General features: G+C 69.6%; 23 protein-coding genes and 1 pseudogene. 17 read left to right on the top strand and 7 right to left on the bottom strand.

Features of this window, described 5'->3' with window-relative positions:
• Positions 1–263 precede the first annotated feature (263 nt).
• The 3 genes and pseudogenes from H0524_RS15055 to H0524_RS24895 form a co-directional block, all read right to left on the bottom strand.
• Complete coding sequence (locus H0524_RS15055) at positions 264–452, bottom strand: DUF397 domain-containing protein (RefSeq protein WP_180199194.1); 189 nt, start codon at positions 450–452, stop codon at positions 264–266.
• Positions 443–1,006, bottom strand: a complete 564-nt coding sequence (locus H0524_RS15050; RefSeq protein ID WP_255435982.1) for a DUF5753 domain-containing protein — start codon at positions 1,004–1,006, stop codon at positions 443–445. The genes H0524_RS15055 and H0524_RS15050 overlap by 10 nt, the downstream gene beginning before the upstream one ends.
• 63 nt (positions 1,007–1,069) lie before the next feature.
• Positions 1,070–1,204 (bottom strand): annotated as a pseudogene (locus H0524_RS24895) (multiprotein-bridging factor 1 family protein); the annotation flags it as partial.
• Between the two features lie 469 nt (positions 1,205–1,673).
• Here H0524_RS24895 and H0524_RS24890 point away from each other — a divergent pair.
• From H0524_RS24890 to H0524_RS15015, 8 genes are all read left to right on the top strand, one after another.
• On the top strand, positions 1,674–2,114 hold the full coding sequence (locus tag H0524_RS24890; protein ID WP_255435981.1) for a flavin reductase: 441 nt from the start codon (positions 1,674–1,676) through the stop codon (positions 2,112–2,114).
• A gap of 117 nt (positions 2,115–2,231) precedes the next feature.
• Entirely contained in the window at positions 2,232–2,465 is a 234-nt protein-coding gene (locus H0524_RS15045; RefSeq protein ID WP_180199192.1) for a DUF397 domain-containing protein, read from the top strand.
• 474 nt (positions 2,466–2,939) lie between these two features.
• Positions 2,940–3,887: a JmjC domain-containing protein gene (locus H0524_RS15040; protein ID WP_309225116.1), complete on the top strand. Its 948-nt coding sequence runs from the start codon at positions 2,940–2,942 to the stop codon at positions 3,885–3,887.
• A gap of 260 nt (positions 3,888–4,147) precedes the next feature.
• Positions 4,148–4,909, top strand: a complete 762-nt coding sequence (locus H0524_RS15035; RefSeq protein ID WP_180199191.1) for an ABC transporter ATP-binding protein — start codon at positions 4,148–4,150, stop codon at positions 4,907–4,909.
• Entirely contained in the window at positions 4,896–5,588 is a 693-nt protein-coding gene (locus tag H0524_RS15030; protein ID WP_180199190.1) for an ABC transporter ATP-binding protein, read from the top strand. Before H0524_RS15035 ends, H0524_RS15030 begins: the two co-directional genes overlap by 14 nt.
• Positions 5,589–5,628: 40 nt before the next feature.
• Entirely contained in the window at positions 5,629–6,888 is a 1,260-nt protein-coding gene (locus tag H0524_RS15025) for an ABC transporter substrate-binding protein (RefSeq protein ID WP_180199189.1), read from the top strand.
• Positions 6,885–7,766 carry a branched-chain amino acid ABC transporter permease gene (locus H0524_RS15020; protein WP_180199188.1) on the top strand — a complete coding sequence of 294 codons (882 nt, stop codon included), beginning with the start codon at positions 6,885–6,887 and terminating at the stop codon, positions 7,764–7,766. The genes H0524_RS15025 and H0524_RS15020 overlap by 4 nt, the downstream gene beginning before the upstream one ends.
• Positions 7,763–8,776: a branched-chain amino acid ABC transporter permease gene (locus H0524_RS15015; RefSeq protein WP_180199187.1), complete on the top strand. Its 1,014-nt coding sequence runs from the start codon at positions 7,763–7,765 to the stop codon at positions 8,774–8,776. The genes H0524_RS15020 and H0524_RS15015 overlap by 4 nt, the downstream gene beginning before the upstream one ends.
• Before the next feature lie 99 nt (positions 8,777–8,875).
• Here the strand turns inward: H0524_RS15015 and H0524_RS15010 are convergent, their stop codons facing one another.
• Together H0524_RS15010 and H0524_RS15005 are read right to left on the bottom strand one after the other, a co-directional pair.
• Positions 8,876–10,795 carry a helix-turn-helix domain-containing protein gene (locus H0524_RS15010; RefSeq protein ID WP_180199186.1) on the bottom strand — a complete coding sequence of 640 codons (1,920 nt, stop codon included), beginning with the start codon at positions 10,793–10,795 and terminating at the stop codon, positions 8,876–8,878.
• Positions 10,796–10,809: 14 nt separating this feature from the next.
• The gene (locus tag H0524_RS15005) at positions 10,810–11,592 is read right to left on the bottom strand and encodes a 3-hydroxybutyrate dehydrogenase (protein ID WP_018725628.1); all 783 of its coding nucleotides are present in this window, start codon (positions 11,590–11,592) and stop codon (positions 10,810–10,812) included.
• Between the two features lie 258 nt (positions 11,593–11,850).
• Between H0524_RS15005 and ruvC the strand changes: the two genes are divergently transcribed.
• The 8 genes from ruvC (at position 11,851) to H0524_RS14965 (ending at position 21,272) form a co-directional block, all read left to right on the top strand.
• Positions 11,851–12,381: a crossover junction endodeoxyribonuclease RuvC gene (gene ruvC, locus H0524_RS15000; RefSeq protein ID WP_018725629.1), complete on the top strand. Its 531-nt coding sequence runs from the start codon at positions 11,851–11,853 to the stop codon at positions 12,379–12,381.
• Positions 12,378–12,980 carry a Holliday junction branch migration protein RuvA gene (gene ruvA, locus H0524_RS14995; RefSeq protein ID WP_180199185.1) on the top strand — a complete coding sequence of 201 codons (603 nt, stop codon included), beginning with the start codon at positions 12,378–12,380 and terminating at the stop codon, positions 12,978–12,980. The genes ruvC and ruvA overlap by 4 nt, the downstream gene beginning before the upstream one ends.
• A gap of 55 nt (positions 12,981–13,035) precedes the next feature.
• Complete coding sequence (ruvB, locus tag H0524_RS14990; RefSeq protein ID WP_018725631.1) at positions 13,036–14,100, top strand: Holliday junction branch migration DNA helicase RuvB; 1,065 nt, start codon at positions 13,036–13,038, stop codon at positions 14,098–14,100.
• Between the two features lie 138 nt (positions 14,101–14,238).
• A complete protein-coding gene (gene yajC, locus H0524_RS14985) occupies positions 14,239–14,574 on the top strand; it encodes a preprotein translocase subunit YajC (protein WP_309225114.1) in 336 nt (111 codons plus the stop codon).
• A 242-nt stretch (positions 14,575–14,816) separates the two neighbouring features.
• Positions 14,817–16,751 (top strand): protein translocase subunit SecD, encoded by a 1,935-nt coding sequence (gene secD / locus H0524_RS14980; RefSeq protein WP_180199265.1) that lies wholly within the window; start codon positions 14,817–14,819, stop codon positions 16,749–16,751.
• 1 nt (position 16,752) lies between these two features.
• A complete protein-coding gene (gene secF, locus H0524_RS14975; protein ID WP_180199184.1) occupies positions 16,753–17,937 on the top strand; it encodes a protein translocase subunit SecF in 1,185 nt (394 codons plus the stop codon).
• An 87-nt stretch (positions 17,938–18,024) separates the two neighbouring features.
• On the top strand, positions 18,025–18,591 hold the full coding sequence (locus H0524_RS14970; RefSeq protein ID WP_180199183.1) for an adenine phosphoribosyltransferase: 567 nt from the start codon (positions 18,025–18,027) through the stop codon (positions 18,589–18,591).
• Positions 18,592–18,785: 194 nt separating this feature from the next.
• Positions 18,786–21,272: a bifunctional (p)ppGpp synthetase/guanosine-3',5'-bis(diphosphate) 3'-pyrophosphohydrolase gene (locus H0524_RS14965; protein WP_180199264.1), complete on the top strand. Its 2,487-nt coding sequence runs from the start codon at positions 18,786–18,788 to the stop codon at positions 21,270–21,272.
• A gap of 86 nt (positions 21,273–21,358) precedes the next feature.
• Here the strand turns inward: H0524_RS14965 and H0524_RS14960 are convergent, their stop codons facing one another.
• Both H0524_RS14960 and H0524_RS14955 read right to left on the bottom strand, forming a co-directional pair.
• The gene (locus tag H0524_RS14960; RefSeq protein WP_309225113.1) at positions 21,359–22,207 is read right to left on the bottom strand and encodes a peptidylprolyl isomerase; all 849 of its coding nucleotides are present in this window, start codon (positions 22,205–22,207) and stop codon (positions 21,359–21,361) included.
• A gap of 24 nt (positions 22,208–22,231) precedes the next feature.
• Positions 22,232–23,116, bottom strand: coding sequence for a peptidylprolyl isomerase (locus H0524_RS14955; RefSeq protein WP_180199181.1), 885 nt, complete (start codon positions 23,114–23,116; stop codon positions 22,232–22,234).
• A gap of 240 nt (positions 23,117–23,356) precedes the next feature.
• On the opposite strand from H0524_RS14955, the gene H0524_RS14950 reads away from it, so the two are divergent.
• Complete coding sequence (locus H0524_RS14950) at positions 23,357–24,073, top strand: MBL fold metallo-hydrolase (RefSeq protein WP_180199180.1); 717 nt, start codon at positions 23,357–23,359, stop codon at positions 24,071–24,073.
• The last annotated feature ends 26 nt before the right edge of the window (positions 24,074–24,099 follow it).

Here is a 24,099-nt window from a genome sequence, read left to right as displayed (position 1 = left end):
CAACACCCCTACCAACGAATGCCATTCTCTACCACCTGCACCTGCGAGACGTGCGGTGAAACGCTTCCAACCCGGAGTGACCCGCCAGCCCGCACGGCGGTGTGTGCCGCCGGGTCCGGGTCTCGTTCCACATCTACTCCAGCGAGGACGATGTCGATCGGGCCCTCACCGCGTTGACCGGCTGGCCGCCCGAGGCGTCCGCTTCGGCTCCGGTGGCCGACAACAAAGGCCCGACTCGCGGGGAGTCGGGCCTTTGTTGACGATCAGTGCTGCTTGGTGTGTGTTACGAATGCTCGCCATGCCGCTGGCCCGAACACCAGCGCCGGCCCGGTCGGGTCCTTGCTGTCTCGAACGCCCACGACGCCAGGAAGGTTGTCGGCGACCTCCACACAGTCACCGGAGTTGCCGCTGCTCCAGGTGCTCTTGTGCCACACGGCACCGGTCAGGTCCATGACTCTATTGCCTCCGAGATCAAGTTGAGGGTGGCTCCATGGGGCAACGCCTCGGCCCGCACAGACTCCCAGGTCTGCCGCAGCGAGTGTACGTCCGCCGTGCGCTCCACGATCGTGCCGTGCAACTGGCTGTCCAGGTAGGCGATATCCTCACCCTCGGGCGGTGTCGCGATGACGAACGCCCCGTTCAATCCGTGATAGGCCCCCGTACCCCTGGGGATTAGATGTAGGTGCACCTTCGGCGTAGTGGCCACTTCCCTGAGGTGGAGCAACTGCTCACGCATCACCTTTGGCCCGCCGATCGGGCGCTCCAGGGCGGTGTAGTCGAGTACCGCGACCAGTAGGGGCGGGGACTCCTGGTGCAGGATCTCCTGCCGAGCCAGCCGTGCAGCAACCTGCTGCTCCATCTCATCCCCGACCAGGTGACTCGCACCCTCGTGTAGAGCTCGTGCGTATGCCTCGGTCTGGACCAGGCCGGGAAGGACAAGGGGCTGGAACGAGCACAGTGCGGTGGCTTCCCGTTCGATCGTCACCCACTCGCGAAACCAGGGCATTAGGGATTCTTTGACGATAGATTCTCTGATTCGTCCAAGTAGCCCCCCTGACGCAAGGACTTTGTCGCAGCGCATGGTGAATTCTTCTCGTGGAGGGCGTCGACACTGCTCAACGGCGGCCACCAAGCTCGCCGAGTAGTTGATCTGGTCCCCTAGTGCCTCCTGAGAAAGGCCAGCATCAACCCGTAGCCGGCGCATCTCCCCGGCGAACAGTTCCAGCATGGGCAGTCGAGTCATCTGTACACCTCTGCACTCGCTTGTACGTCTCTGCACATTAGGGGGGCACAACTATTACTTAAGCGTCAGACAGCGCGATGGTCTTTCGAGAGTAATGCGTCCTCGCCAGACTGTCACCATGCGGATCTGTTCCGACCAGGCGAACGGCTTGGGGCGGATTCTGCGGGGCTGCCCCTGGACTTCCTATGTCCCGGGGTAGCCCTTCCAAGAAGGGAGGTAACGTGCACTTCACTCAGCTCCGGTCGGTGCGAACCGTTGCACCGTCACTAGTCAAGCGCGTTCCCGGGCTTAACTTGCCCCCGCGTCCGACCGAGGTGCTACCGGTCATTCGGGCGGGCCGGGCCGGCTGCCTCACGCTGGCGGGGCAGTTTCGGGCACGTGGCGACCGTCGGCCAACACAGTGACGCGCAAGCTGATCCCACACCAGCCAATGCGTCCGCTCTGGCGGTGTCGGGCGTGCGGTGTCGACTGGCCCTGTCAACCGGCGCGGCTTGTCTTGTTGGCCGAGTTCCGCGGGAGGAAATCAGCCCTACTAACCTATCTTGGCGTCCTTTTGAATGAGGCGTCTGATCAGCTGCGTCAGCTTAATGGAAGGACGCCAGATGGGCTTACGGAGCGGTTTCTGGCATGGACGGTGGCAAGGGATCACCAAACAGCCGAACCAGATCGTTCCTTGGCCAGCGCTGCCGAGTCGGTGGATCTGGATTTGGTGTTGCACGCGCTTGAATTGATCATTCGTAACCATTGGGGTTCGACCTGTCCCAAGTGCGTCGATGATGATAGTTGCCCGCAGCTCGACTGGGCTGACGATCAGTTGGCCCGCCTGTCGCGGCGATCGGCAGCGCGGATCGCCTGTACCGAGTCCTCTTGAAACGTCCGGCCTGGTCGTCTCCGTGGATAGCGGACGGCCAGGCCGGGACGAAAGGCGCACCACCCGGCGCGTGGAACGAATCCACGCAGTGTGGCACACACCTGAAGGGATCCTTTCATGGAACCGCTCGACCTGTACGCAGTCGATGCCTCCGAGGTCAACCTTCGCAAACTCTGCGGCGGCGGTATCACGAACACCATGGAAAGCTGCGTCGCAGCAGCGATCCTTCCCGGCACCGATGGGGCAGTGATCCTCGGTGACTCGAAGTTGGGGGCGGACTCCCCGCTGCTGCGGTTCGACCGCTCCGAGCTGCGCAACTTTGCTGAATGGCTTGACGCCAACGGAATCTGACTGCCCGAGCTGGCCGCGCGGTAGCGCGGCCAGCCTCTACTCAGGGGGAAAGATGCCGCATCACTGGCACGGCTACGGTCCATGGATAGGCCCGCATCAGCTCTTCGGGCGAGAGCATGATCACGAACGTCGGCCTGGGCTGAGTCCTGGTGATGCGGCGACGGCTGCGTTCCTACGGGCAACGTTCCCGCCGTTGGAAACTGGCCACTATCTGCTACGAACCAACCAGACCCGACGTGAGCGGACGTGGACTGACGTACGGGGAGCGTTGGACTGGCTCGCGGGCATGTACGAGCAGCAGCCCCCCGACTCGGCGCTGAGCGTCATGGACAAGGCGGTGCGCCTGGAGTGCACGCGCGCCGAGTTGCTGGGTGGAGCGGACGCAATCTGGCACTACACCGCAAGCGTGAGCGGAAACAGAGTTGTGTCACTTGCGGTGATCTGTTGCCCGCACCGCCACAAGGTGGGCATGCCGTGCCCACTGCCGCCGACCTGATTTCCATGCTTGGGAGAATTATGTCCCTCGAATTTATCCTCGGGGTCGAGGCTGCAGCCGCCATTATCAAAGAATGGCCGGAGCGCCCATACACGTTGAAGCTACCACCAGCTAGCCCGATCGGGCGGATGGTCAATGCCCAGACGATTCGGAACCTTTTGGACACGGGCTGCGCGCCGAGCGACTACGTCAACATCTATTATCAGGGTGAGGGGCTTCATCCGAGTCGGTTCACACTGGACGATCGGGTGATGCCGGCAAGTGCCCAACTCCTGCTAGAGCGTGGCTGTACCATCCAACTCCGTGAACTTAACCGCTGGCACCCGGCCATGAGTGCCCTTTGCGTAGGAATTCAGGCGGAGACCGGCTGTTCAGGCTATGTCACCGCATTCATTACACCGCCGGGCGCTCAGGGGCTTGACTATCACTGGGATCAGTATCTTGGGATTGTGGTGCAGCTGGAGGGTATAAAGACCTGGGAATTGTTCGAGCCTAAGGTCCCTGCGCCATGGCGTGACCATTCGATGTCGACAAGCCTCTGGGACGACGGGTGGACCAAGCAGTGGCAGGAAGCTGGCCCAGACCTGGCAGTAGAGCTGGCCGCTCGGGACGTCTTGGTGCTCCCCAGGGGATGGGTGCACAACCCGCACTCCCGGGATTCTCAGGAGACCAGCGTGCACCTGACTTTTGTGGTGAAAGAGCTGACACCACAGTGGATCGCGGAGCGGCTGATCGGAAGTGCACTGAACGATCCCCGCTTTCGCGCCGTCATCCCGCCCTCGGAGTTGGAGTTGGTGGTCTTGCCGAAGACGCTCGCTGGTGTACGGGGCCTGTTGATTGAGCACCTCCGCGAGATGAACCTGGGGAAGGTGGCGTCGGCTGTCCGGCATGCCATGGAGGTGGAGACGAGCCACAACAAGCTCTGAGCTCGGACCGGGTAGGCGCCGGTCGGCTGCTCCGGCTTGCGTTCGTGGGCGACCCCGGAACCCGCGTTTGGGCGCGTCGTCCGGCGGCCCCCGGAACCCGCCTTCCGGGCGTCGGTCGGCCACGCATCGGGGTGTCGGAATGTGGTGTCTGGCAACATAGCCTCTCTTCGATCTACGGCCGTAGGTTTCCTGCACACCCGACGGACCTGTGACCGCAGTCACCGACTTTGTCCGTCGCCAGGCCGGGGAGAGGGGTGGCGATGGCCAGGCAAGACCTCCTGTCGGCCCACGGGCTGATCCGCGACTTCCGGGGCTTCCGTGCGGTCGACGGCGTTGACCTGGCGGTCGCCGAGGGCAGTGTGCATGCGCTCGTCGGCCCGAACGGTGCGGGCAAGACAACCCTGTTCAACCTGCTCACCGGCTTCCTGCCACCCACCGGTGGTCGGATCGAGCTGGCGGGACGGGACATCACCGGCCTGCCGGCGGAGCAGGTCGCCCGCCGGGGCATCGCCCGCTCCTTCCAGATCACCAGCCTCTTTCCGCAGCTGTCCACCCGGGAACATGTCGAGTTGGCGTTGCAGAGTCCGAGCGGGCTGGGCTGGCGGTTCTGGCGGTCGGCGAAGCTGATGCGGCGCTACACCGATCGGGCCGACGAACTGTTGGCGATGGTCGGCCTGGCCGAGCTGGCGGCGGTGCCCGCCGAGGCGCTCGCGTACGGCCGTAAGCGCGCCCTGGAGCTGGCGATCGCCCTCGCCCTGGACCCGATGGTGCTGCTGCTGGACGAGCCGACCGCGGGCATGGGGCTGGAGGACGTCGACCGCACCGTCGAGCTGATCGCCCAGGTCCGGCAGGGCCGAACCGTGGTGCTGGTCGAGCACAACATGAGCGTCGTCGGTCGGCTCGCCGACACCGTCACCGTCCTGCAGGCCGGCCGGGTCCTCGTCGAAGGCCCGTACCAGCAGGTTCGCGCCGACGAACGGGTGATCACCGCCTACCTGGGAGCCGCCGATGCTGCGCATTGAGAACCTCTCCGCCTGGTACGGCGAGGCGCAGGTGCTGCGGGACGCCGGTCTCCACGTGGAACCCGGCGAGGTGGTCACCCTGGTGGGTCGCAACGGCGCCGGCAAGTCGACCCTGCTGCGCTGCGTCATGGGCCTGCACCCCGGCTGGCGGGGCACCATCGAGCTGAGCGGGACAGCGCTCGGCAACCTGTCGGCGGACCGGCGGGCCCGGCGGGGACTCGGCTGGGTTCCCGACGATCGGGGTAGCTACGCCACCCTGACCGTGACCGAGAATCTGACCCTGCCGCCCACCGTTGGGCCCGACCCGTGGTCGCTGGAGCGGGTGTACGAGGCGTTCCCCGCCCTCTACCAGCGGCGCAACTCGGCCGCCACGACGCTCTCCGGCGGCGAGCAACAGATGCTGGCGCTGGCCCGGGTCCTGCGGATGGGCGCCCGCGTGCTGCTCTGCGACGAACCAACCGAAGGGCTGGCGCCGCTGCTCGTACAGCAGGTCGGTGACCTGCTGCGGGAAGCCAAGCGGCACGGGGCGACGGTGCTGCTGGTGGAGCAGAACCTGCGCTTCGCCACCAGCGTCGCCGACCGGCACTACCTGCTGGCCGAGGGGCGCGTCACGGCGGCGATGGAGAACTCCGAGGTGCGGTCGCGGGAACGCGAACTGCTGTCGTACCTCGGCATCTGAGTAGCTCAGGACCGATCCCGCGCGGTGCGCGGACGAAGGGATGGTCATGCGTAGGACGGTGGGTGTGGTCACGGCGGCAACGGCCACGGCGCTCGTGGTCGCCGGCTGCGGTGGTGGGGGTCCCCAGTCCGATGGGGACGAGAAGGTGACCGGTGGCGCGATCGTGCTGGGTGTCCTCAACGACCAGTCCGGTGCCTACTCCGAGCTGTCAGGCCGCAACTCGGTCACGGCCGTGGAGCTGGCGATCGCCGACTTCCGGGCGAAATACGGCGACCGGGCGGTCACCACGGACATCAGCGTGCGCAGCGCCGACCACCAGAACAAGCCGGACCTGGCGAACAGCAAGGCCCAGGAGATGTACGACCGGCAGGGGGTCGACCTGATCCTGGACGTGCCCACCTCGTCGGCGGCGCTGCGGGTCGCCGACGTGGCGAAGGAGAAGCGCAGGCTCTACTTCAACATCAGCGCGGCGACCACCGACCTCACCGGCAAGAGCTGCAACAAATACACCTTCCACTACGCGTACGACACGTACATGCTGGCCAACGGCACGGGCCGGACCACCACCGAGCAGGTCGGCCGGAACTGGTACATCCTCTACCCGAACTATGCCTTCGGCCAGGACATGGAGAAGAGCTTCTCCGCGGCCATCGCCGACGCCGGCGGGCGGGTGGTCGGCAAGGACGGGGCGCCGTTCCCGAACACCAGCGGTGACTACTCCAGCTACCTGCTCAAGGCGGCGACGCTGGACCCGAAGCCGGACGTCCTCGGCACCATGCAGGCCGGGGCGGAACTCGTCAACGTGGTGAAGCAGTACAACGAGTTCGCGCTGCGCGACAAGGGCGTGGGTCTGGCCGTCGGCCTGATGTTCATCACCGACATTCACTCGCTCACCCCGGCGGCGCTGGCCGGCACCACCTACACCGACGCCTGGTACTGGAACTTCGACCAGCAGAACCGGGAGTTCGCCGACCGCTTCCAGCAGGAGACCGGCACCCGGCCGTCGTTCGCGCACGCGGCGAACTACTCCGCCGCCACCCAGTATCTGGAGGCGGTGCAGGCGGCCGGCACCGACGACGCCGACACGATCGTCGCCGAGTTGGAGGGCAAGGAGGTCAACGACGTCTTCCTGCGCAACGGCAGGATCCGGGCGGCGGACCACCGGGTGGTCCACGACGCCTACCTGGCCCAGGTGAAGCCGCAGTCCGAGGTCACCGAGGAGTGGGACTACGTACGGATCCTCGACACCATCCCGGCCGAGGAGGCGTTCCGAGCCCCGTCCCCGGACTGCACGCTGTGACCGCTCTTCTCCAGAGCACCTTCAACGGGCTGGTCAGCGGGGCGTTCTACGCCCTGCTCGCGCTCGGCCTCGCGGTCATCTTCGGGATGCTGCGGGTAGTGAACTTCGCCCACGGCGCCTTCTACATGCTCGGCGCCTTCGGCGCGTACGTGCTGCTGGCCGAGGCGGGGGTGCCGTTCTGGGTCGCCCTGGTGGTCGTGCCGCTGGCCCTGGCGCTGTTCGGCATGGCGCTGGAGCGGGCGTTCATCCACCGGCTCACCCGGCTCGACCCGCTCTACAACTTCCTGCTCACCTTCGGCCTCACGCTGATCCTGCAGGACCTGGTGAAGCTCCGGTACGGGGTGCAGTCCAGCCCGTACGAGGCGCCGGCCGGGCTCCGTGGCTCGGTTGACTTCGGGCTCTTCGACTTCCCGACGTACCGGGTCTTCATCCTCGGTTTCGCGGTGGCGGTCTGCGTGGGGGTGTGGTGGGCGCTGGCCCGTACCCGGGTCGGCATGGTCGTTCGGGCCGCGACGGAGCGGCCGGAGCTGACCCGGGCGCTCGGCATCAACGTCGGGCGTTGGATCACCCCGGTCTTCGGCTTCGGTATCGCGCTGGCCGGGCTGGCCGGGGTGCTCGCCGCGCCGATGCGCGCCGTCAACCCGCTGATGGGAGCGGACCTGATCATCGTGGTGTTCGCGGTGGTGGTGATCGGCGGGCTGGGGTCGATCTTCGGCTCGGTCGCCGCCGGCTTCGGGATCGGGATGGTGCAGGCGTGGGCCGAGGCGTACCTCTCCGCCTTCCCGATCGTGGCCCAGACGATCGTCTTCATTGTGATGGCCGCCGTGCTGCTCTGGCGCCCGGCCGGACTCTTCGGCCGGGCGGAGGCGCCAGCATGACGAGCACCGTGGAGAGCAGGTCCGAGCCGGCCGGGCGGGGGGTGCCCAGTGGCCTGGCCGCGGCGGCCCGGGCCCCCGGGTGGGTCCGGTACGCGCTGCTCGTCGCCGGCCTGGCGGTGGCGCTCTGGCTACCGAACGGTCTGTACCCGGCGGTGGCGGTGGACATCCTCTGCTGGGCGCTCCTCGCCGTCGCGGTGGACCTGCTGCTCGGCTTCACCGGCTTGCTGTCCTTCGGGCATGCGGCCTTCTGGGGCGTGTCGGCGTACGCGACCGGTCTGGTGGCGATCCACCTGGGCCTGCCGTTTCCGGCCGCGGTGCTGGCCGGGGCGCTCGCCGCGGCGGTGCTCGCGGTGCCGATCGGCTACCTGGCGGTACGGCGAACCGGAATCTACTTCGCCATGGTCACCCTGGCCTTCGCGCAGCTGGTCTACTACGTCGCCAACGAGTGGCGGTCGGTGACCCAGGGCGAGAACGGCCTGCAGGGGGTGCCGCGGGAGCTGCTCGGGCTGGACCTGACCGACGACTACTACTTCTACTACGCGATCCTGCCGATCGTGCTGCTCGGTCTGGCCGGCGCCTGGCGGATCGTCCACTCGCCGTTCGGTCGGGTGCTGGTCGGGATCCGGGACAACCCGGCGCGCGCCCGTGCGCTCGGCTACCCGGTGCACCGGTACAAGCTCACCGTGTTCGTGCTCTCCGGCTTCCTCGCCGGCCTCGGTGGTGGGCTCTTCGCCGTCAGTCATCGCTTCGTCTCGCTGGAGGTTCTGCACTGGACCACCTCCGGCAAGGCGGTGATCGTGGTGGTCCTCGGTGGCATCGGCACCCTCTGGGGTGGCGTGCTCGGCGCCGGCATCGTGGTCCGCCTGGAGGACTGGCTGTCATTCGCCGGCTTCGAGGCGGTCGGGCTGGTCACCGGCGGCATCTTCGTCGTGGTGGTGCTGCTGTTCCGGCGGGGCATCTGGGGCACCGCGGCCGCGTTGGCTCGGCGCTGGTGGGGGCGTCGGGACTGACTACCGGCCGCCCGGCGTGCGCGGATCCAACCGGGCGGACCCAACCGGGCGGGACTCAACCGGGGTGGGACTCAACCCTTCGGACTCAACCCTTCGGGCTCAGCCGGGCGGTTGGCGGAGGCGGTGGAGCCGGAGTGCGAGCTGCACCTCGAGCACGCGCTCCGGCTGCTGCCAGTCGCCGCCGAGGAGATGACCGACCCGCTCCAGCCGTTGGGTGACCGTGTTGACGTGCACGTGGAGCTGCTCCGCGGCGCGGGTCAGGCTGCTCCCCGCCCCGAAATACGCCTCCAGGGTCCGCACCAGGGCGGTGCCCCGGCGAGCGTCGTAGTCCAGCACAGGCCCTACGGTGGCTGCCAGGAACCGGGAGACATCGCGGTCGCCGCCGACATCGACCGCGCCCAGCAGCAGACCGACGAAGCCCAGCTCGTCCGCGCTGGCGCCCTGCCCGGCCCGCCCGAGCGCACCGAGCGCGGTCAGGCAGCGCTCCGCCTCACGGAACGCCGCTGCCAGCGCGGCCGGACCGGTGGCGGGACCAGCGCCGCCGGCGGTCACCCGACGACCGGTCAGCCGGGACAGGTCCCGCGCCACCGCGCGGGCGGCGGCGCCCGCGTCCGAGCCGGGCAGCATCAGCACCACCTTCCCGTCCCGGGCCGCGGCCAGCCCGCCGCGGGTGCCGGCGTAGGTGCTGGCCCAGGAGAGGGTCCGCTGCCGGGCCGAGTCCGTCGCGGCGACCGCGCCGTCATGCACACAGACCAGTACCTGCGCGGTGTCCACGTCCACGTCGAGTCGGCGGGCCCGGTCGCGGAGCGCGTCGGTGTCGCGCGGCGGGTCGGCGATCAGGTCGTCGAGGAGCTCGCCGCGGACCCGCCCCTCCGCCTCGGCGACCGTCCGCCGAAACAACAGCAGCAGCGCGGTGACCAGGGCGGCCCGCTCCAGGATCTGCTGGTCGGCATCGACCAGCTCGTCGTCCGGGCGAAGCACCAACGCCCCCAGGTTCTCGGCGCCGGCGACCACGGCGGCGTACCAGAGTGGGCCGCGACGCACGCTGCGCCCCGCGGCCCGGGACGCGGCCACCGCCGCCACGATCTCCGCCCGCCTCGGTTCGTCGATCTCACCGACCCGGGCCAGGAGCCGGCCCTCGGCGTCCAGGGCCAGTAGCGCTCCACCCAGGACCTCCGGTACGGCGGCGGCGACCTCCTCCACTCCGCCGCCGCGGAGCACCAGCGCGGTCATCCGGTCGTGGGCCGCCGCCGCGCGCTCCACCGACGCGCTGTGCGCCCCGATGGTGGTGTTGGCCGCGGACAGCTCCGCCAACGCGGAGCGGGTCTCGGTGAGTAGCCGAGCGGTGTCGATCGCGACGGCGGCGTGCGCGGCCAGCGACGCCAGCAGGGCCACCTCCTCCCGGGCGAACGGGCGCGCCGAGCGGTTGGCCGCGTAGAGCACGCCGATCGAGATCGAGCCCAGCCGCAGCGGCACGCCGAGGATCGCCACCAGGCCCTCCTCGCCGACGCCGGCATCGATCTCGCGGGTGTGGTGGAACCGGTCGTCCTCCGGATAGTTCGCGGTGACGTAGGGGGCGCCGGACTGGGCGACCAGGCCGCCGAGGCCGGCGCCCATCGGTAGCCGTAGCCGTTGGAACCGGGCCGACACCGAGCCGTCGGTCACCCGCATGTAGGTGTCGCCGCGCCGGTCGTCGTTGAGTGTCATGTACGCGACGTCCGTGTCGAGTAGGTGCCGGGCCCGGCGCGCGATCGCCCGCAGCACGTCGTCCAGGTCGCGGAGCCCGGCCAGGTCGCTGACGGTGTCGTACAGCCCGGAGAGCTCGCTTTCCCGGCGTCGCCGTCGTTCCAGTAGCGCCCGCACCCGCAACGCGACCTGCTTGGCCCGTTCCAGCTCGGCCAGCCGCTCCGGCGTTGCGCCGGTGGTGCGCGCGGCCACCAGCGGGCCCTCGAACTCCACCGCCGCGGCTTCGCGGGCGAGTAGCTCCAGGAACTCCACCGGCGAGGACATGACGGCCATTGTGTGCCGCTGCCCTAGTTCGCCGTCCACCCCCCATCGAGAGCGATGGACGCGCCAGTGATGAACGCCGCCGGTGGTGAGCACAGGTACGCCACCAACTCGGCCACCTCCTCCGGTTCGAGCAGCCGCTTGATGGCCGCCCGGCCCAGCATGATCTTCTCGACGACCTCGGACTCCGGGATGCCGTGGCGGGCGGCCTGGTCGGCGATCTGGCGCTGCACCAGCGCGGTGCGCACGTACGCCGGGTTGACGCAGTTGGCGGTCACGCCGTGCGCGGCCCCCTCCAGGGCGACTACCTTGGACAGACCCTCCAACGCGTGCTTCGCCGAGACGTACGCCGCCTTGTACGGCGAGGCGCGCAGCCCGTGCACCGAGGAGATGTTGACAATGCGTCCCCAGCCCTCGGCGTACATGTGCGGCAGGGCCCGGCGGATGACCAGGAACGGGGCTTCGACCATCACCCGGTGCAGGTACTCGAAGCGTTCCACGGCGAACTCCGGGACCGGGGCGACGTGTTGGAGCCCGGCGTTGTTGACCACGATGTCGACCTTGGTGTCCAGGCGGTTGACCGTCTCCGGGTCCGCCAGGTCGGCACCGACGGCCCGGCCACCCACCTCGGCGGCGACCGTCCGGGCGGCGGTGAGGTCCCGGTCCACCACCACCACGGCGGCGCCGGCGGCGCCGAGGCGGCGGGCGCAGGTCCGCCCGATGCCGCTGCCGCCCCCGGTCACCAGGGCGGTTCGGCCGGTGAGATCGACCTGTACGACGTGGGGGGTCGTCCGCGGATCTGCCGTCATGGCGGATGAAACTACGACCTGTACGGTCAGGCGCACATGGGGTAGCGGCACATACTCGTCGTCGGTGCTGTGTGGTCGCCGTCGACATCGGGCGGATTCCGGCGGCCCCCGTACCGCCGTCGGGGTCGGCGCCCGTACCGCCGTCGGGGTCGGCGCCCGCCCTCCCGCCGGGCTCCGGCGTGTCCCGCCGGCTGTGGCTCCGACGATCTCGATAGGGTGTCGAACACACGTACTGCTGGCGGTCGGGGAGGAGGCGGCGTGCGCGTGCTCGGCGTTGACCCGGGGCTGACCCGGTGCGGGGTCGGCGTGGTCGAGGGTGTGCCCGGGCGGCCCTGCACGTTGGTGGCCTACCACGTCGTCCACACTGATCCCGACGACGAGTTGCCGCTGCGCCTGCTGACCCTGGACCGCTCGCTCGCCGCCCTGGTGGCCGAGCACCGGCCGGACAGCGTGGCTGTCGAGCGGGTGTTCAGCCAGCACAATGTCCGCACGGTGATGGGCACGGCGCAGGCCAGCGGGGTCGCGGTGCTGGCCGGGGCGCGGGCCGGCCTGCCGGTGCAGACCTACACTCCGAGCGAGGTGAAGGCGGCGGTGACCGGCTCCGGTCAGGCCGACAAGGCCCAGATGACCGCGATGGTGACGCGGCTGCTGCGGCTCTCCGCCCCGCCCCGCCCGGCGGACGCCGCCGACGCCCTGGCCCTGGCCATCTGCCACGTGTGGCGCGGTGGCACCCGCTCGAAGTTGGCGACCGCCGCCGACCGGGCCCGACGACGAGGAGGAGGCCGATGATCGCCAGTGTCCGGGGGGTGGTGACGGCGACCGGTCCCGACCACGCCGTCGTGGAGGTCGGCGGGGTGGGCCTGGCGGTGTTTTGTGCGCCGGGCACGATCGCCGACCTGCGGGTGGGCCAGCCCGCCCGCCTCGCCACCAGCCTGGTCGTCCGGGAGGACTCGCTGACCCTCTACGGGTTCGCCGACGACGCCGCCAAGGCCCTGTTCGAGCTCTTGCAGACGGCCAGCGGGGTCGGCCCCCGACTGGCCCAGGCAGTCCTCGCGGTGCACGCGCCGGAGGCGGTCCGGGCGGCCATCGCCAACGCCGACATCGCCGCGTTGACCCGGGTGCCGGGGATCGGCAAGAAGGGCGCGGAGCGGCTCGTGCTGGAGCTGCGGGACCGGATCGGTCCCGCCCCGGTCGGTGCCGATGCCGCGGCCGGCGTCACGACCGGCAACTGGCCGGAGCAGGTGCGGCAGGCCCTGGTCGGGCTCGGCTGGACGGCGGCGCAGGCGGATCAGGCGGTCGCCGCGGTGGCGGAGACGGTGGACGGGGAGGTGCCCCCGGTGCCGGTCCTGCTCCGGCAGGCGATTCGACTGCTGGGCCGGGCCCGATGACGGGTGGGCGGAGTGCGTCGGTCGACCGCGTCCGGGCCATGGGTGAGGAGTCGGGATGACGGACGACAATCTGGTCTCGGCGTATGTGAGCGACGCCGAGCGGGACGCGGAGGCCAGCGTCCGGCCCCGCCGGCTGGCCGAGTTCATCGCGCAGGAGCGGGTCCGGGATCAGCTCGACCTGCTGCTCCAGGGGGCGCTACGCCGCGGCAGTCCCCCCGATCACATCCTCCTGTCGGGCCCACCCGGGCTGGGTAAGACCAGCCTGGCCAATATTGTCGCCGCCGAGCTGGGCACCAGCATCCGGGTGACCAGCGGCCCGGCGATCGAGCGTTCCGGTGACCTGGCGGCCATCCTGACGAGTCTCGGCGAGGGGGATGTGCTCTTCATCGACGAGGTGCACCGGATCGCCCGGCCGGCGGAGGAGCTCCTCTACAGCGCGATGGAGGACTTCCGGGTTGACGTGGTGGTGGGCAAGGGGCCCGGGGCGACCGCGATCCCGCTGGACGTGGAGCCGTTCACCCTGGTCGGGGCGACCACCCGTGCCGGGCTACTCACCGGCCCGATGCGGGACCGGTTCGGCTTCGTCGCGCACCTGGACTTCTACTCCCCGGCCGATCTGGAGACGCTGCTGAATCGTTCGGCCCGCATTCTCGGTGTGCCGATCACCGCCGACGGTGCGGCCGAGATCTCCGGCCGCGCGCGGGGCACTCCCCGGATCGCGAATCGGCTGCTGCGCCGGGTGCGTGACTTCGCCGAGGTCCGGGCCGACGGCGTGGTTACCCGGGAGACCGCGCAGGCGGCCCTCACCGTGTACGACGTGGACGCGTTGGGGCTGGACCGGCTGGACCGGGCGGTGCTCACCGCGCTCGTGGACCTGTTCCGGGGTGGTCCGGTTGGCCTGTCCACGCTGGCGGTGGCGGTGGGGGAGCAACCGGACACGGTGGAGGAGGTCTGTGAGCCGTTCCTGGTGCGGGCCGGTCTCCTCGCCCGTACCCCGCGGGGTCGGGTCGCCACCGAGGCGGCCTGGCGCCATCTGGGGCGTACGCCACCGAATGGTACATTTGGCCCGGATGCCCCTCCGGCGCGTGACCTGTTCTCGGTGGAGCCTGATCAGCCGTGATGCGAACGTGATCTGTGCCGCATTCGGTGTTCCCAGGTGGAGCGACTAGACTCGCCGCGGTCTGTACAGATGTAAGAAATCGCCTTCGCCCCGGTGCCCTCGTGCCGGAATGAGGGCCAATGGGAAGGTTTTACCACCGTGCTTTTGGCACAAGATGGCGGCACCGCCAACTTCACACCCATCCTCATGATCGTCCTGCTCTTCGGCGTCATGTACTTCATGATGATCCGCCCGCAGCAGAAGCGGCGTCGGGAAGCGTCGAACATGCAGTCCTCGCTGGGGCACGGTGACGAGGTTGTCACCATCGGCGGGCTCTACGGCACCGTCACCGGCATGGACGACGAGACGGTGCTGCTGGAGGTCGCCCCCGGCGTGGAGACCCGGTACGCCCGTCCCGCGATCGCACGGGTCGTCACCAAGGCGGAGCAGCCCGCCGAGGCGGCGGTCGACGACGCGGACGCCGTCAAGGAGTGACACCCCGCCCGCCGTGCCGGCGGGCCCGGGCAGCGCATGAGTTGGACGAAAATTTGACAATCGGGTCGATACGCCACGCACGGTAGGTGCAGGGTGTGGTGGCGTTCCGCGCCAGCGCCCCGTGCGCCGCTGCGGCGACCCCCACATAGCTTCGGCCGGTTCGCCCGGCCGACAGCCGCCGCTCGCGTGGCGGCGTGACCCCACAGGGAGACAGGACAGCCGTGGCACCACCTCAGAAACAGATGCGCCCCGGGCGGCAGCTCGCCGTGCTTGGGGCCATCTTCGTGGTCCTCTATCTTCTGGTCTTCTTCGGCGGCGGCGCGAGCGGTAGCTGGCAGGACCGGCTTGAGCCCAAGCTCGGTCTCGACCTGGTCGGCGGCACCCGGCTGACGCTGGAGGCGACCAACACCGTCGACGGTCAGGCGCCGACCGCGGAGAACCTGGAGGAGGCCCGGGAGATCATCGAGAGTCGGGTCAACGCCTTCGGGGTTGCCGAGGCCGAGGTCGTCACCGAGGGCGACCGGAATATCGTGATCTCCCTTCCCGGCGAGAACCGGGACCTGACCGAGGTCGGCAGCGCCGCGGAGCTGCGTTTCCGGAAGGTGCTCCAGGTAGCCGACGGTAGTGGTGCGGCGGCGAACCCGGCGCCGAGCCCGACCGACACCCCCTCCGCCACGCCGTCCGGTTCCGCTGCGCCATCCGACTCCGCCTCGCCGTCCGCGACCGGCAGCGTTTCCCCCGCCCCGTCGAGCAGCGTCGAGGTCACGGCCTCGCCGACCGGCGGTGCGGGCGGTGGTGCCGCGGCGCCGACCGAGACCCCCACGGCCTCGCCCAGCGTCACGCCCACGCCGAGCGCGTCCTCCTCGCCCAGCGCGACACCGGCGGCGAGCGACAGCGCCACCCCGGTCCCGGCCAGCGTCGAGGAGCAGCGTAGGGCGGTCGAGCAGAAGGTCGGTGCCCCCGCCTGGGAGGCCGCGAACGCGCTCCAGTCGCCCAACGACCTGACCACCGACCCGTCGCTGGTCGAGAAGCTCAAGCCGTTCGCGTCGCTGACCGACCGCGAGGTCGCGGTGCTGCCGGCCCTGGTGCAGTTCAACGTCCCGCAGATCACCTGTGCCCAGCTCGACGCCCGCCCGCCGGCGTCGATCTCCGCCGTCGACCAGCAGGTCGTCGCCTGTGAGTTCGGCACCCTCAAGTATCTGCTCGACCAGGCCAAGGTCGTCGGCACCGACATCAACGACGCCAACGCCATACTCGACCAGACCAGCCAGTGGGTGGTCAGCCTGGACTTCACCGGCTCCGGCCAGGATAAGTGGACCGCGCTGACCCAGGAGGCGTTCAACAACGAGGGCGCTGCCTGCGACCCGAGCGCGCTCGGGGACAGCGGCAACTGCCGGGTCGCCGTCGTGCTGGACAACCAGATCGTCTCCTCGCCGGAGATCCTGGGGGTGCTGACCAACAACTCGCAGATCACCGGCAACTTCACCCAGCAGGACGCCAGCGACCTGGCGAGCACGCTGCGCTACGGCGCGCTGCCGGTGACCTTCGAGCCGCAGGCGCAGCAGAACGTCACCGCGACCCTGGGCGCCAGCCACCTGCGGGCCGGCCTGCTCGCGGCCGGCATCGGCATGCTGCTGGTGATCATCTACTCGTTCTTCTACTACCGGCTGCTCGGCTCCGTGATCTTCCTGAGCCTCATCCTCTCCGCGCTGCTCGTCTTCGGTGCGTTGGTGGTGCTCGGCCGGCAGATCGGGTTCACCCTCACCCTCGCCGGGATCGCCGGCATGATCGTCTCGCTCGGTGTGGCGGCGGACTCCTTCGTCATCTACTTCGAGCGGCTCAAGGACGAGATCCGGGAGGGGCGCAGCCCGCGCAGCGCGGTGTCCCGGGCGTGGGTCCGTGCCCGGCGGACGATCATCTCCGCCAACGCGATCACCCTGATGTCCGCGGTGGTGCTTTACATCGTCTCGGTCGGCGTGGTCAAGGGCTTCGCCTTCGCGTTGGGCCTCGCCACGATCCTCGACCTGGTGGTGGTCTTCCTCTTCCGACACCCGATCATGACGATGTTCGCCCGCACCCGGGCGTTCCTGTCCCCGCGGGTCAGCGGCCTCGGCCGGGCGTTGCCGGCCCGGAACAAGCCGGCCCAGCCCCGCAACCCGCGCTCGAAGGAGGCCTGAGATGGCCGGTGCTGGTCTCGCGAGTCGCCTCTACCGTGGTGAGGCCGGTCTCGACATTGTCGGCCGTCGCAGGGTCTGGTTCAGCGTCGCCGGGGCGCTGGCCCTGATCTCGGTGCTGAGCTTCGCGCTCCTCCGGTTCGACCTCGGTATCGAGTTCGCTGGCGGTAACTCGATCCAGGTGCCCGCCAGCGTCGGCACCCTGCAGCAGGCCGAGGAGGCGGTTGACGCCGCACTGGCCACCGAGGGCGGCGGAGCGGAGGTGGTGACCGCGCAGAAGGTCGGCGGTACCGGTGACGACTTCTACGAGATGCGCACCTCGCAGCTCAGCGCGGAGCAGGCCAACGCGGTCAAGGCGGCGGTAGCCCAGGAGTTCGGCCTCCCGGTCAGCGACGTCGGCGGCAGTCAGGTCAGCCAGGCCTGGGGTAGCCAGGTCACCGAGCGGGCGGTGCTCGGTCTGGTGATCTTCCTCGTGCTGGTGATGGTCTACCTGGTGCTGCGCTTCGAGTGGCGGATGGCGGTCGGTGCGGTCAGCTCCCTGCTGATGAACCTGGTCCTCACCGCCGGCATCTACTCGCTGGTCGGCTTCGAGGTGACCCCGTCGACCGTGATCGGCTTCCTCACCATCCTGGGCTTCGCCCTCTACGACGTGGTGGTGGTCTTCGACAAGATCCAGGAGAACACCCGCGGCATCACCGCGAACAACAACCAGACGTACGGCGAGGCGGCCAACCTGGCGATCAACCAGAGCCTGATGCGGTCGCTGAACACCTCGATCGTGGCGCTGCTCCCGGTCGGCGGCCTGCTCTTCATCGGTGCCGGCTTCTTCGGCGCGGGCACCCTGAAGGACCTCGGCCTGGTGCTGTTCGTCGGGATGGCGGTGGCGTTCTTCTCCTCGATCACCCTGGCCACCCCGCTGCTGGTGCTGCTGAAGAACCGGGAGCCGCGGATCCAGGCGCACAACAAGCGGGTGCTGACCCGCCGGGCCGCGCTGGAGCGCGGCGAGGGCTCGGCGAAGAACACGCCGGAGCCGACGGAGAGCGCCGACGAGGAGATCGACCCGGAGGCGGCGGCCCTCGCCGGTGCGGCACCGAAGGTGGGGGCGCGGCCAGCGGGCAAGCGGCCGGCCGGGGCACGCGGTGGGCGATCCGCCGGTGGCGGCAACCGTCCGGGTGGCAAGCGGCGCTGACGCGCCGGTGAAGCGGAGTGACGGCGTCCTTCAGGCTGCGCGAGCGGCGGGAAGGACGCCGTCGTCGGAACAAGGGAGCACAGCGGCGTGACAGAGACCCACACCACCGGGGTACGGGGGGACAGCGGCCGGGAGATGGCCGAACTGGTGGCCAGCCGGGTGCTGGACGTACCGGACTTTCCGAAGCCCGGGGTGATGTTCAAGGACCTGATGCCGCTCTTCGCCGATGGGGACACCTTCCGCGAGATCATTGATGGCATCGTGCGCTACCACGGGCGCGACTCGTTCGACACCGTGGTCGGGATCGAGGCCCGCGGGTTCGTGGTCGCGGCAGCGATCGCCTACGCCGCCGGCGTCGGTGTGGTGCCGGTACGTAAGGCGGGCAAGCTGCCCCGGGTGGCCTACTCGGCGTCGTACGCGCTGGAATACGGTGCGGCCACCCTGGAGGTACACCAGGACGCGTTCACGGCCGGGCACCGGGTGCTGGTGGTGGATGACGTCCTCGCCACGGGTGGCACCGCTGAGGCGACCCTCGACCTGGTCGAGCGGGCCGGCGGTACGGTGGCGGGTTTCAGCGTCCTGCTGGAGTTGGGCTTCCTGGGTGGTCGCGAACGGCTGGCGCCGCGTCCGGTCCATGCCCTGCTGACCGTTTGACCGGTCTGAGCGGGCGGATTACCCCAGCGGGGCCCGGGTCGGTGAGAACGCGGGACCCCGCTGGGTGCGGGTAGCATTGCCATTTGCTGAACCCAACGCCGGCCGATGCGGTCGGTTGAATCAGACGTCGGCCGCCTGGCCGGCGCGTCCGGCGAGCGGTGAGGAGGCCGGTGTCTCACGATGTCGCCCCTCCGGTGGAGGACACGGTGCACCCGACAGGCGACGGCTCGGTGACCGACCGCAGTGGTAGCTCCGGTTCCGCGGCGGGCCCCGGTAGCTCCCGTTCCGCGGCGGGCCCCGGTAGCGGTGCCGGAGCGACCGACGCCCCCCGCACCGGCTTGGACGCGGGGAACGAGGAGGCGGTCGTTCCGAGGCGGGGCGATCTGGTGTCCGAGACCGCTCCCGGCGGCGGATTTGCCCTCTCCAGCGCGCCGACCGGGCGCCGGGTGCGGGCCCGGCTGGCCCGGTTCAACGCGCCCTGGCAGTCTTCGCAGGTCAGCGAGGTGCTGGAGCCGCTGATCTCCAGTCATCGGGAGAATCACCCGAAGGCCGATGCGCGGCTGTTGCAACGTGCTTTCGACACGGCGGCCCGCTGGCACTCCGGCCAGTACCGTAAGTCCGGCGATCCCTACATCACCCATCCGCTCGCGGTGGCCACCATCCTCGCCAATCTGGGCATGGACACCACCACGCTGGTCGCGGCGCTGCTGCACGACACGATCGAGGACACCGAGTACACGCTGGACCAGATGCGGGCCGACTTCGGCGGCGAGGTGGCGCTGCTGGTGGACGGGGTGACCAAGCTCGACAAGGTCAAGCTGGGCGACGCGGCGAAGGCGGAGACGATCCGCAAGATGGTCGTCGCCATGGCGAAGGACCCACGGGTCCTGGTCATCAAGCTGGCCGACCGGCTACACAACATGCGTACCCTGATCTTCCTGCCGCGGCCGAAGCAGGAGCAGAAGTCCAAGGAGACGCTGGAGATCCTGGCCCCGCTGGCGCATCGCCTGGGTATGAACACGATCAAGTGGGAGCTGGAGGATCTGGCCTTCGGCACCCTCTTCCCGAAGCGGTACGAGGAGATCAACCGGCTGATCGGGGAGCACCAGCCGCAGCGGGAGGCGCTGCTGCGGCAGGTGACCAGGAAGGTCGGCACCGACCTGAAGTCCGCCAAGATCAGGGCGGAGGTGAACGGCCGGCCGAAGCACCTGTACTCGATCTACCAGAAGATGATCGTGCGGGGGCGGGACTTCAACGACATCTACGACCTGGTGGGTGTCCGGATCCTGGTCGACACGGTGCGGGACTGCTACGCGGCGTTGGGTGTGATCCACGCGAACTGGCAGCCGGTGCCGGGCCGGTTCAAGGACTACATCGCGATGCCGAAGTTCAACATGTACCAGTCGTTGCACACGACGGTGATCGGGCCCACCGGCAAACCGGTGGAGATGCAGATCCGCACGTACGCGATGCACCGTACCGCCGAGTTCGGTATCGCCGCGCACTGGAAGTACAAGGAGCACAAGGGCACCCAGGTCGTGGGCCCGCCGGCGCACATCGACGAGATGACCTGGCTGCGGCAGCTGCTGGACTGGCAGCGGGAGGCGGCCGACCCGAGCGAGTTCCTGGACGCGCTGCGCTTCGACCTGTCCAGCCAGGAGGTGTACGTCTTCACCCCGAAGGGCGACGTCTTTCCGCTGCCGACGGGGTCAACGCCGGTGGACTTCGCGTACACGGTGCACACCGAGGTGGGGCACAAGTGCATCGGGGCGCGGGTCAACGGCAAGCTGGTGCCGTTGGAGTCGACGCTCTCCAACGGCGATGTGATCGAGATCTTCACCTCGAAGTCGGAGACGGCCGGCCCGACCCAGGACTGGCTGGGCTTCGTCAAGAGCCCGCGGGCGCGCACGAAGATCCGGCAGTACTTCAACAAGGAGCGGCGCGAGGAGGCGATCGAGGCCGGCAAGGACGCACTCGTCAAGGCGATGCGCAAGCAGGGCATGCCGCTGCAGCGGATGCTCAGCTCGGACAACCTGATGGCGATCGCCCGGGATCTCCACCTGGCCGATGTGGCCTCGCTCTATGCCGCGGTCGGTGACAGCCATGTCTCCGCCCAGTCGGTGGTGCAGAAGCTGATGGCCTCCTACGGCGGTGAGGAGGGCGCGGTCGAGGACATCGCCGAGACCGCGGTGGCCACCCGCCCGCCGCGGAGCCGGGCCAGCAGCAACGACCCGGGTGTCGTGGTCCGGGGCGTCAGCGATGTGTGGATCAAGCTGGCTCGCTGCTGCACCCCGGTCCCACCGGATTCGGTGTTCGGGTTTGTCACCCGCTCCGGCGGAGTGAGCGTGCACCGGGACGACTGCGCCAACGCCGAGGACCTCAAGGCGCAGGGGGAGCGGGTCGTGGAGGTGGGCTGGAAGCTCACCAGCGCGTCCACCTTCCTCGTCGCCATCCAGGTCGAGGCGCTCGACCGGCACAAGCTGCTCACCGACGTGGCCCTGGTGCTCTCCGACGAGCGGGTCAACATCCTCTCGGCGACGGTGACGACCACGCGGGACCGGGTGGCGGTGAGCCGGTTCAGCTTCGAGATGGCCGACCCCAAGCATCTGGGGCACCTGCTGGCCGCGGTGCGCAAGGTCGACGGCGTCTTCGACGCCTACCGGGTTACCTCCGGTTCCTGACCCGACCGGGCGGGCGGCACCCCCGGGGCAACGACGAGCGCCCCCGGCCGGAGCCGGGGGCACGTAGCGGTCTGTCGCTGGGGCGGTCAGCCCTGGGGCGCGCTCATCGTGAGGTCGGTGATGGTGACCTCCTTCTTCGGGTGTCCGCCGCCGGCCTGCTGTGCGTAGGCCTCGTCGTCGCCGGCCGCCGCGACCTCCTTGACGATGTCCATCCCGCCGGTGATCGTGCCGAGGACGGTGTAGTTCGGGTCGAGCGGCGAGTCGCCGTAGACGATGAAGAACTGGCTGCCGGTGCTTCCGGGGGCGCCGGAGTTGGCCATCGCGATCACGCCCTCCGGGTACGGGGGCCGCTTGTCCGTGGGCAGGTTCTCCTCGGCCAACCGGAAGCTCGGTCCGCCGGTGCCGTCGGTCTCCCGCCAGCCCTCGCCGGTCGCGCTCGGGTCACCGCACTGGAGCACCTTGATTCCTTCGGTGACGAGGCGGTGGCACTTGGTGTTGTCGAAGAAGTTCTGCTCGGCCAGGTGGGTGAAGGTGGCGCTGGTGCACGGCGTCTGGGACCGGTCGACCTTGGCCGTGATCGGCCCGAGGTTCGTGTCGATGGTGAGGGTCTGGGTGCCGGTGTTCGGTTGCTGGGTTCCCGGCAGGCCGACATCCTTGATCTGTGGGGTCCGCTGGTCGGCGGGGATCTCGGTGAAGACGCACTCGGCGCCGGCGGTGGTGGTCGTGTCGGTGGCCGAGTCGTCGCCGAGGCTCGATACCAGCCAGACGGTGCCGGCGACCACCAGGAGGAGAGCCGCGCTCGCCCCGACGATCGCCTGGGTCCGGCGACGCCGACGAGCCCGGGCGGTCCGCTCGGCCATCTCCTTCTCGAGCCGAGCGCGGGCCGCCGCGCGTTGCCGCTCATTGGTGGACGTCACGCCTGGATCCTCCTGCACGATGTGGGGTTTGGCTGGGATCGGTCAGCCGGCGCTCGGGTCGGCCGCCGGGGTGGCGGTCGGCGTCGCTGCCGGCTCGGTGACCGTCAGGCTCTGGATGACCACGTCGTCGTCCTGCGGCTTGACCTTTGCTCCGCCCGCATTCTCCACGGTCGGTAGCGAACCGATCTTCTCGACCGTATCCAGGCCGCCGGTGACACGGCCAATGACCGTGTACGCCGGCTCGGCGGTGGTGAAGTCCCTGAAGAAGATCAGGAACTGACTTCCGTTGGCGCCGGGCCGGTTGCCGACCATCGCGACCGTGCCCTTCGGGTAGGTCGCGGGCTGGTCGGCTGCCGGGCTCGCCGACGCATCTGCCGGGCTCGCCGGGGCGTCCGCCGGGGTGGGAACGTTCTCGTCGTAGAAGGAGTAGGCGGGTCCGCCCAGTCCGGTGCCGCTCGGGTCGCCACACCGTACGGCACCCTCGGTGGTTATTTCGTGACACTTGGTGTTGTCGTAGAAGGAGTTCGCCGCCAGGTGGGAGATGCTCGCGACGGCGCACGGGGTGGCGGCGGTGTCCAGCTCGGCGGTGACCGGGGCCCCCTGGTTCGTGACGACCGTCATCGTCCGGACCCCCTCGGTCGGCAGCCCGGTGGTGGCCGGGGTGCCGACGTCGGTCAGGTTGGTGTTGGCGGTGGCGTCCTCCGGGGTCCAGAAGCAGAGCTCCTCGGCCGCGGTGTTCTCGACCGGGTCCCGATCGAAGGCGCCCAGCGCCCAGGCGGAGCCGGCCACGATCAGGATGAGGACGACCGCGACGCCCACCCCGGCCTGGACCTGCCGTCGGCGGCGGGTCCGAGCGGCCCGCCGGGCCAGCTGTCGGTCGAGTTTTGCCCGCGCCAGTTTGCGCTGCCGATCCCTGCTGGAGGCCACCCGCGCTCCCCTTCCTCTACCCTGGTTCCGTGACGGACGGCCCGACCGTTGGTCAGGTGTGCCATGCCACACGCCCGCCAGAGTGTACGACCAGTGGCGGGGATTGTCGTGTACGAGGTGGCGCGGTGGTGACCCGCGGACCGTGCTGCACCCACCACCGGGCCGCACCCGCACGAGCGTGGTTGCCTCGGCGACTAGGCTCAGCAGACGACCTGACACTTCGAGGGAAGGGGAGCCGTTGTGCTCGTGGCCGGTTTTCCCGCGGACGCCTTCGGCACCAACTGCTATGTGGTCGCGACGGCGCCGGGGGAGCAGTGTGTGGTGGTCGATCCCGGCATCGGGGTGCTCGACCGACTCGACGCCCTGCTGGCCGAGCACCGGCTGCATCCGGCCGCCGTGCTGTTGACCCACGGCCACCTCGACCACACCTTCTCCGTCGCGCCGGTCTGCGGCGCGCGGGGGGTCACCGCGTACGTCCACCCGGCTGACCGGGAGCTCCTCGCCGACCCGGCGAAGGGGCTCTCCGTCGACCTGACCGGGCTCTTCGGCGGCCGGCTGCCGTACACCGAGCCGGAGGACGTCGCCGAACTGACCGACGGCGCCACCCTCGACCTCGCCGGGCTGGAGATCACCGTTGACCATGCGCCGGGCCATACCGGCGGGTCGGTGCTCTTCCGGTTGCCCGGCGCGGGCTCCCGCTGGGAGGCAGACGAGCTCTGCCTCTCCGGTGACGTGCTCTTCGCCGGCTCGATCGGCCGTACCGACCTGCCGGGTGGCAGCCATCCGACGATGCTCGCCAGCCTGCGGAGCAAGATCCTCCCGCTGGCGGACGACACGGTCGTGCTGCCCGGCCACGGTCCCACCACGACGATCGGCCGGGAACGCGCCGCCAACCCGTACCTTCTCGAGGTGGCGGGCGAGCCGGCGCGACCGGCGGCCCCTGCCCGCGGCTGGTAGCCGCCGCACCCTCTTTCCCCCGCGCG

Origin of the sequence: Salinispora sp. H7-4, assembly GCF_013416675.1 — a bacterium.
Taxonomy (GTDB): domain Bacteria; phylum Actinomycetota; class Actinomycetes; order Mycobacteriales; family Micromonosporaceae; genus Micromonospora; species Micromonospora vitiensis.
The sequence above is the reverse complement of the archived record's forward strand: the minus strand, read 5'-3'. Positions and strand labels throughout refer to the sequence as shown.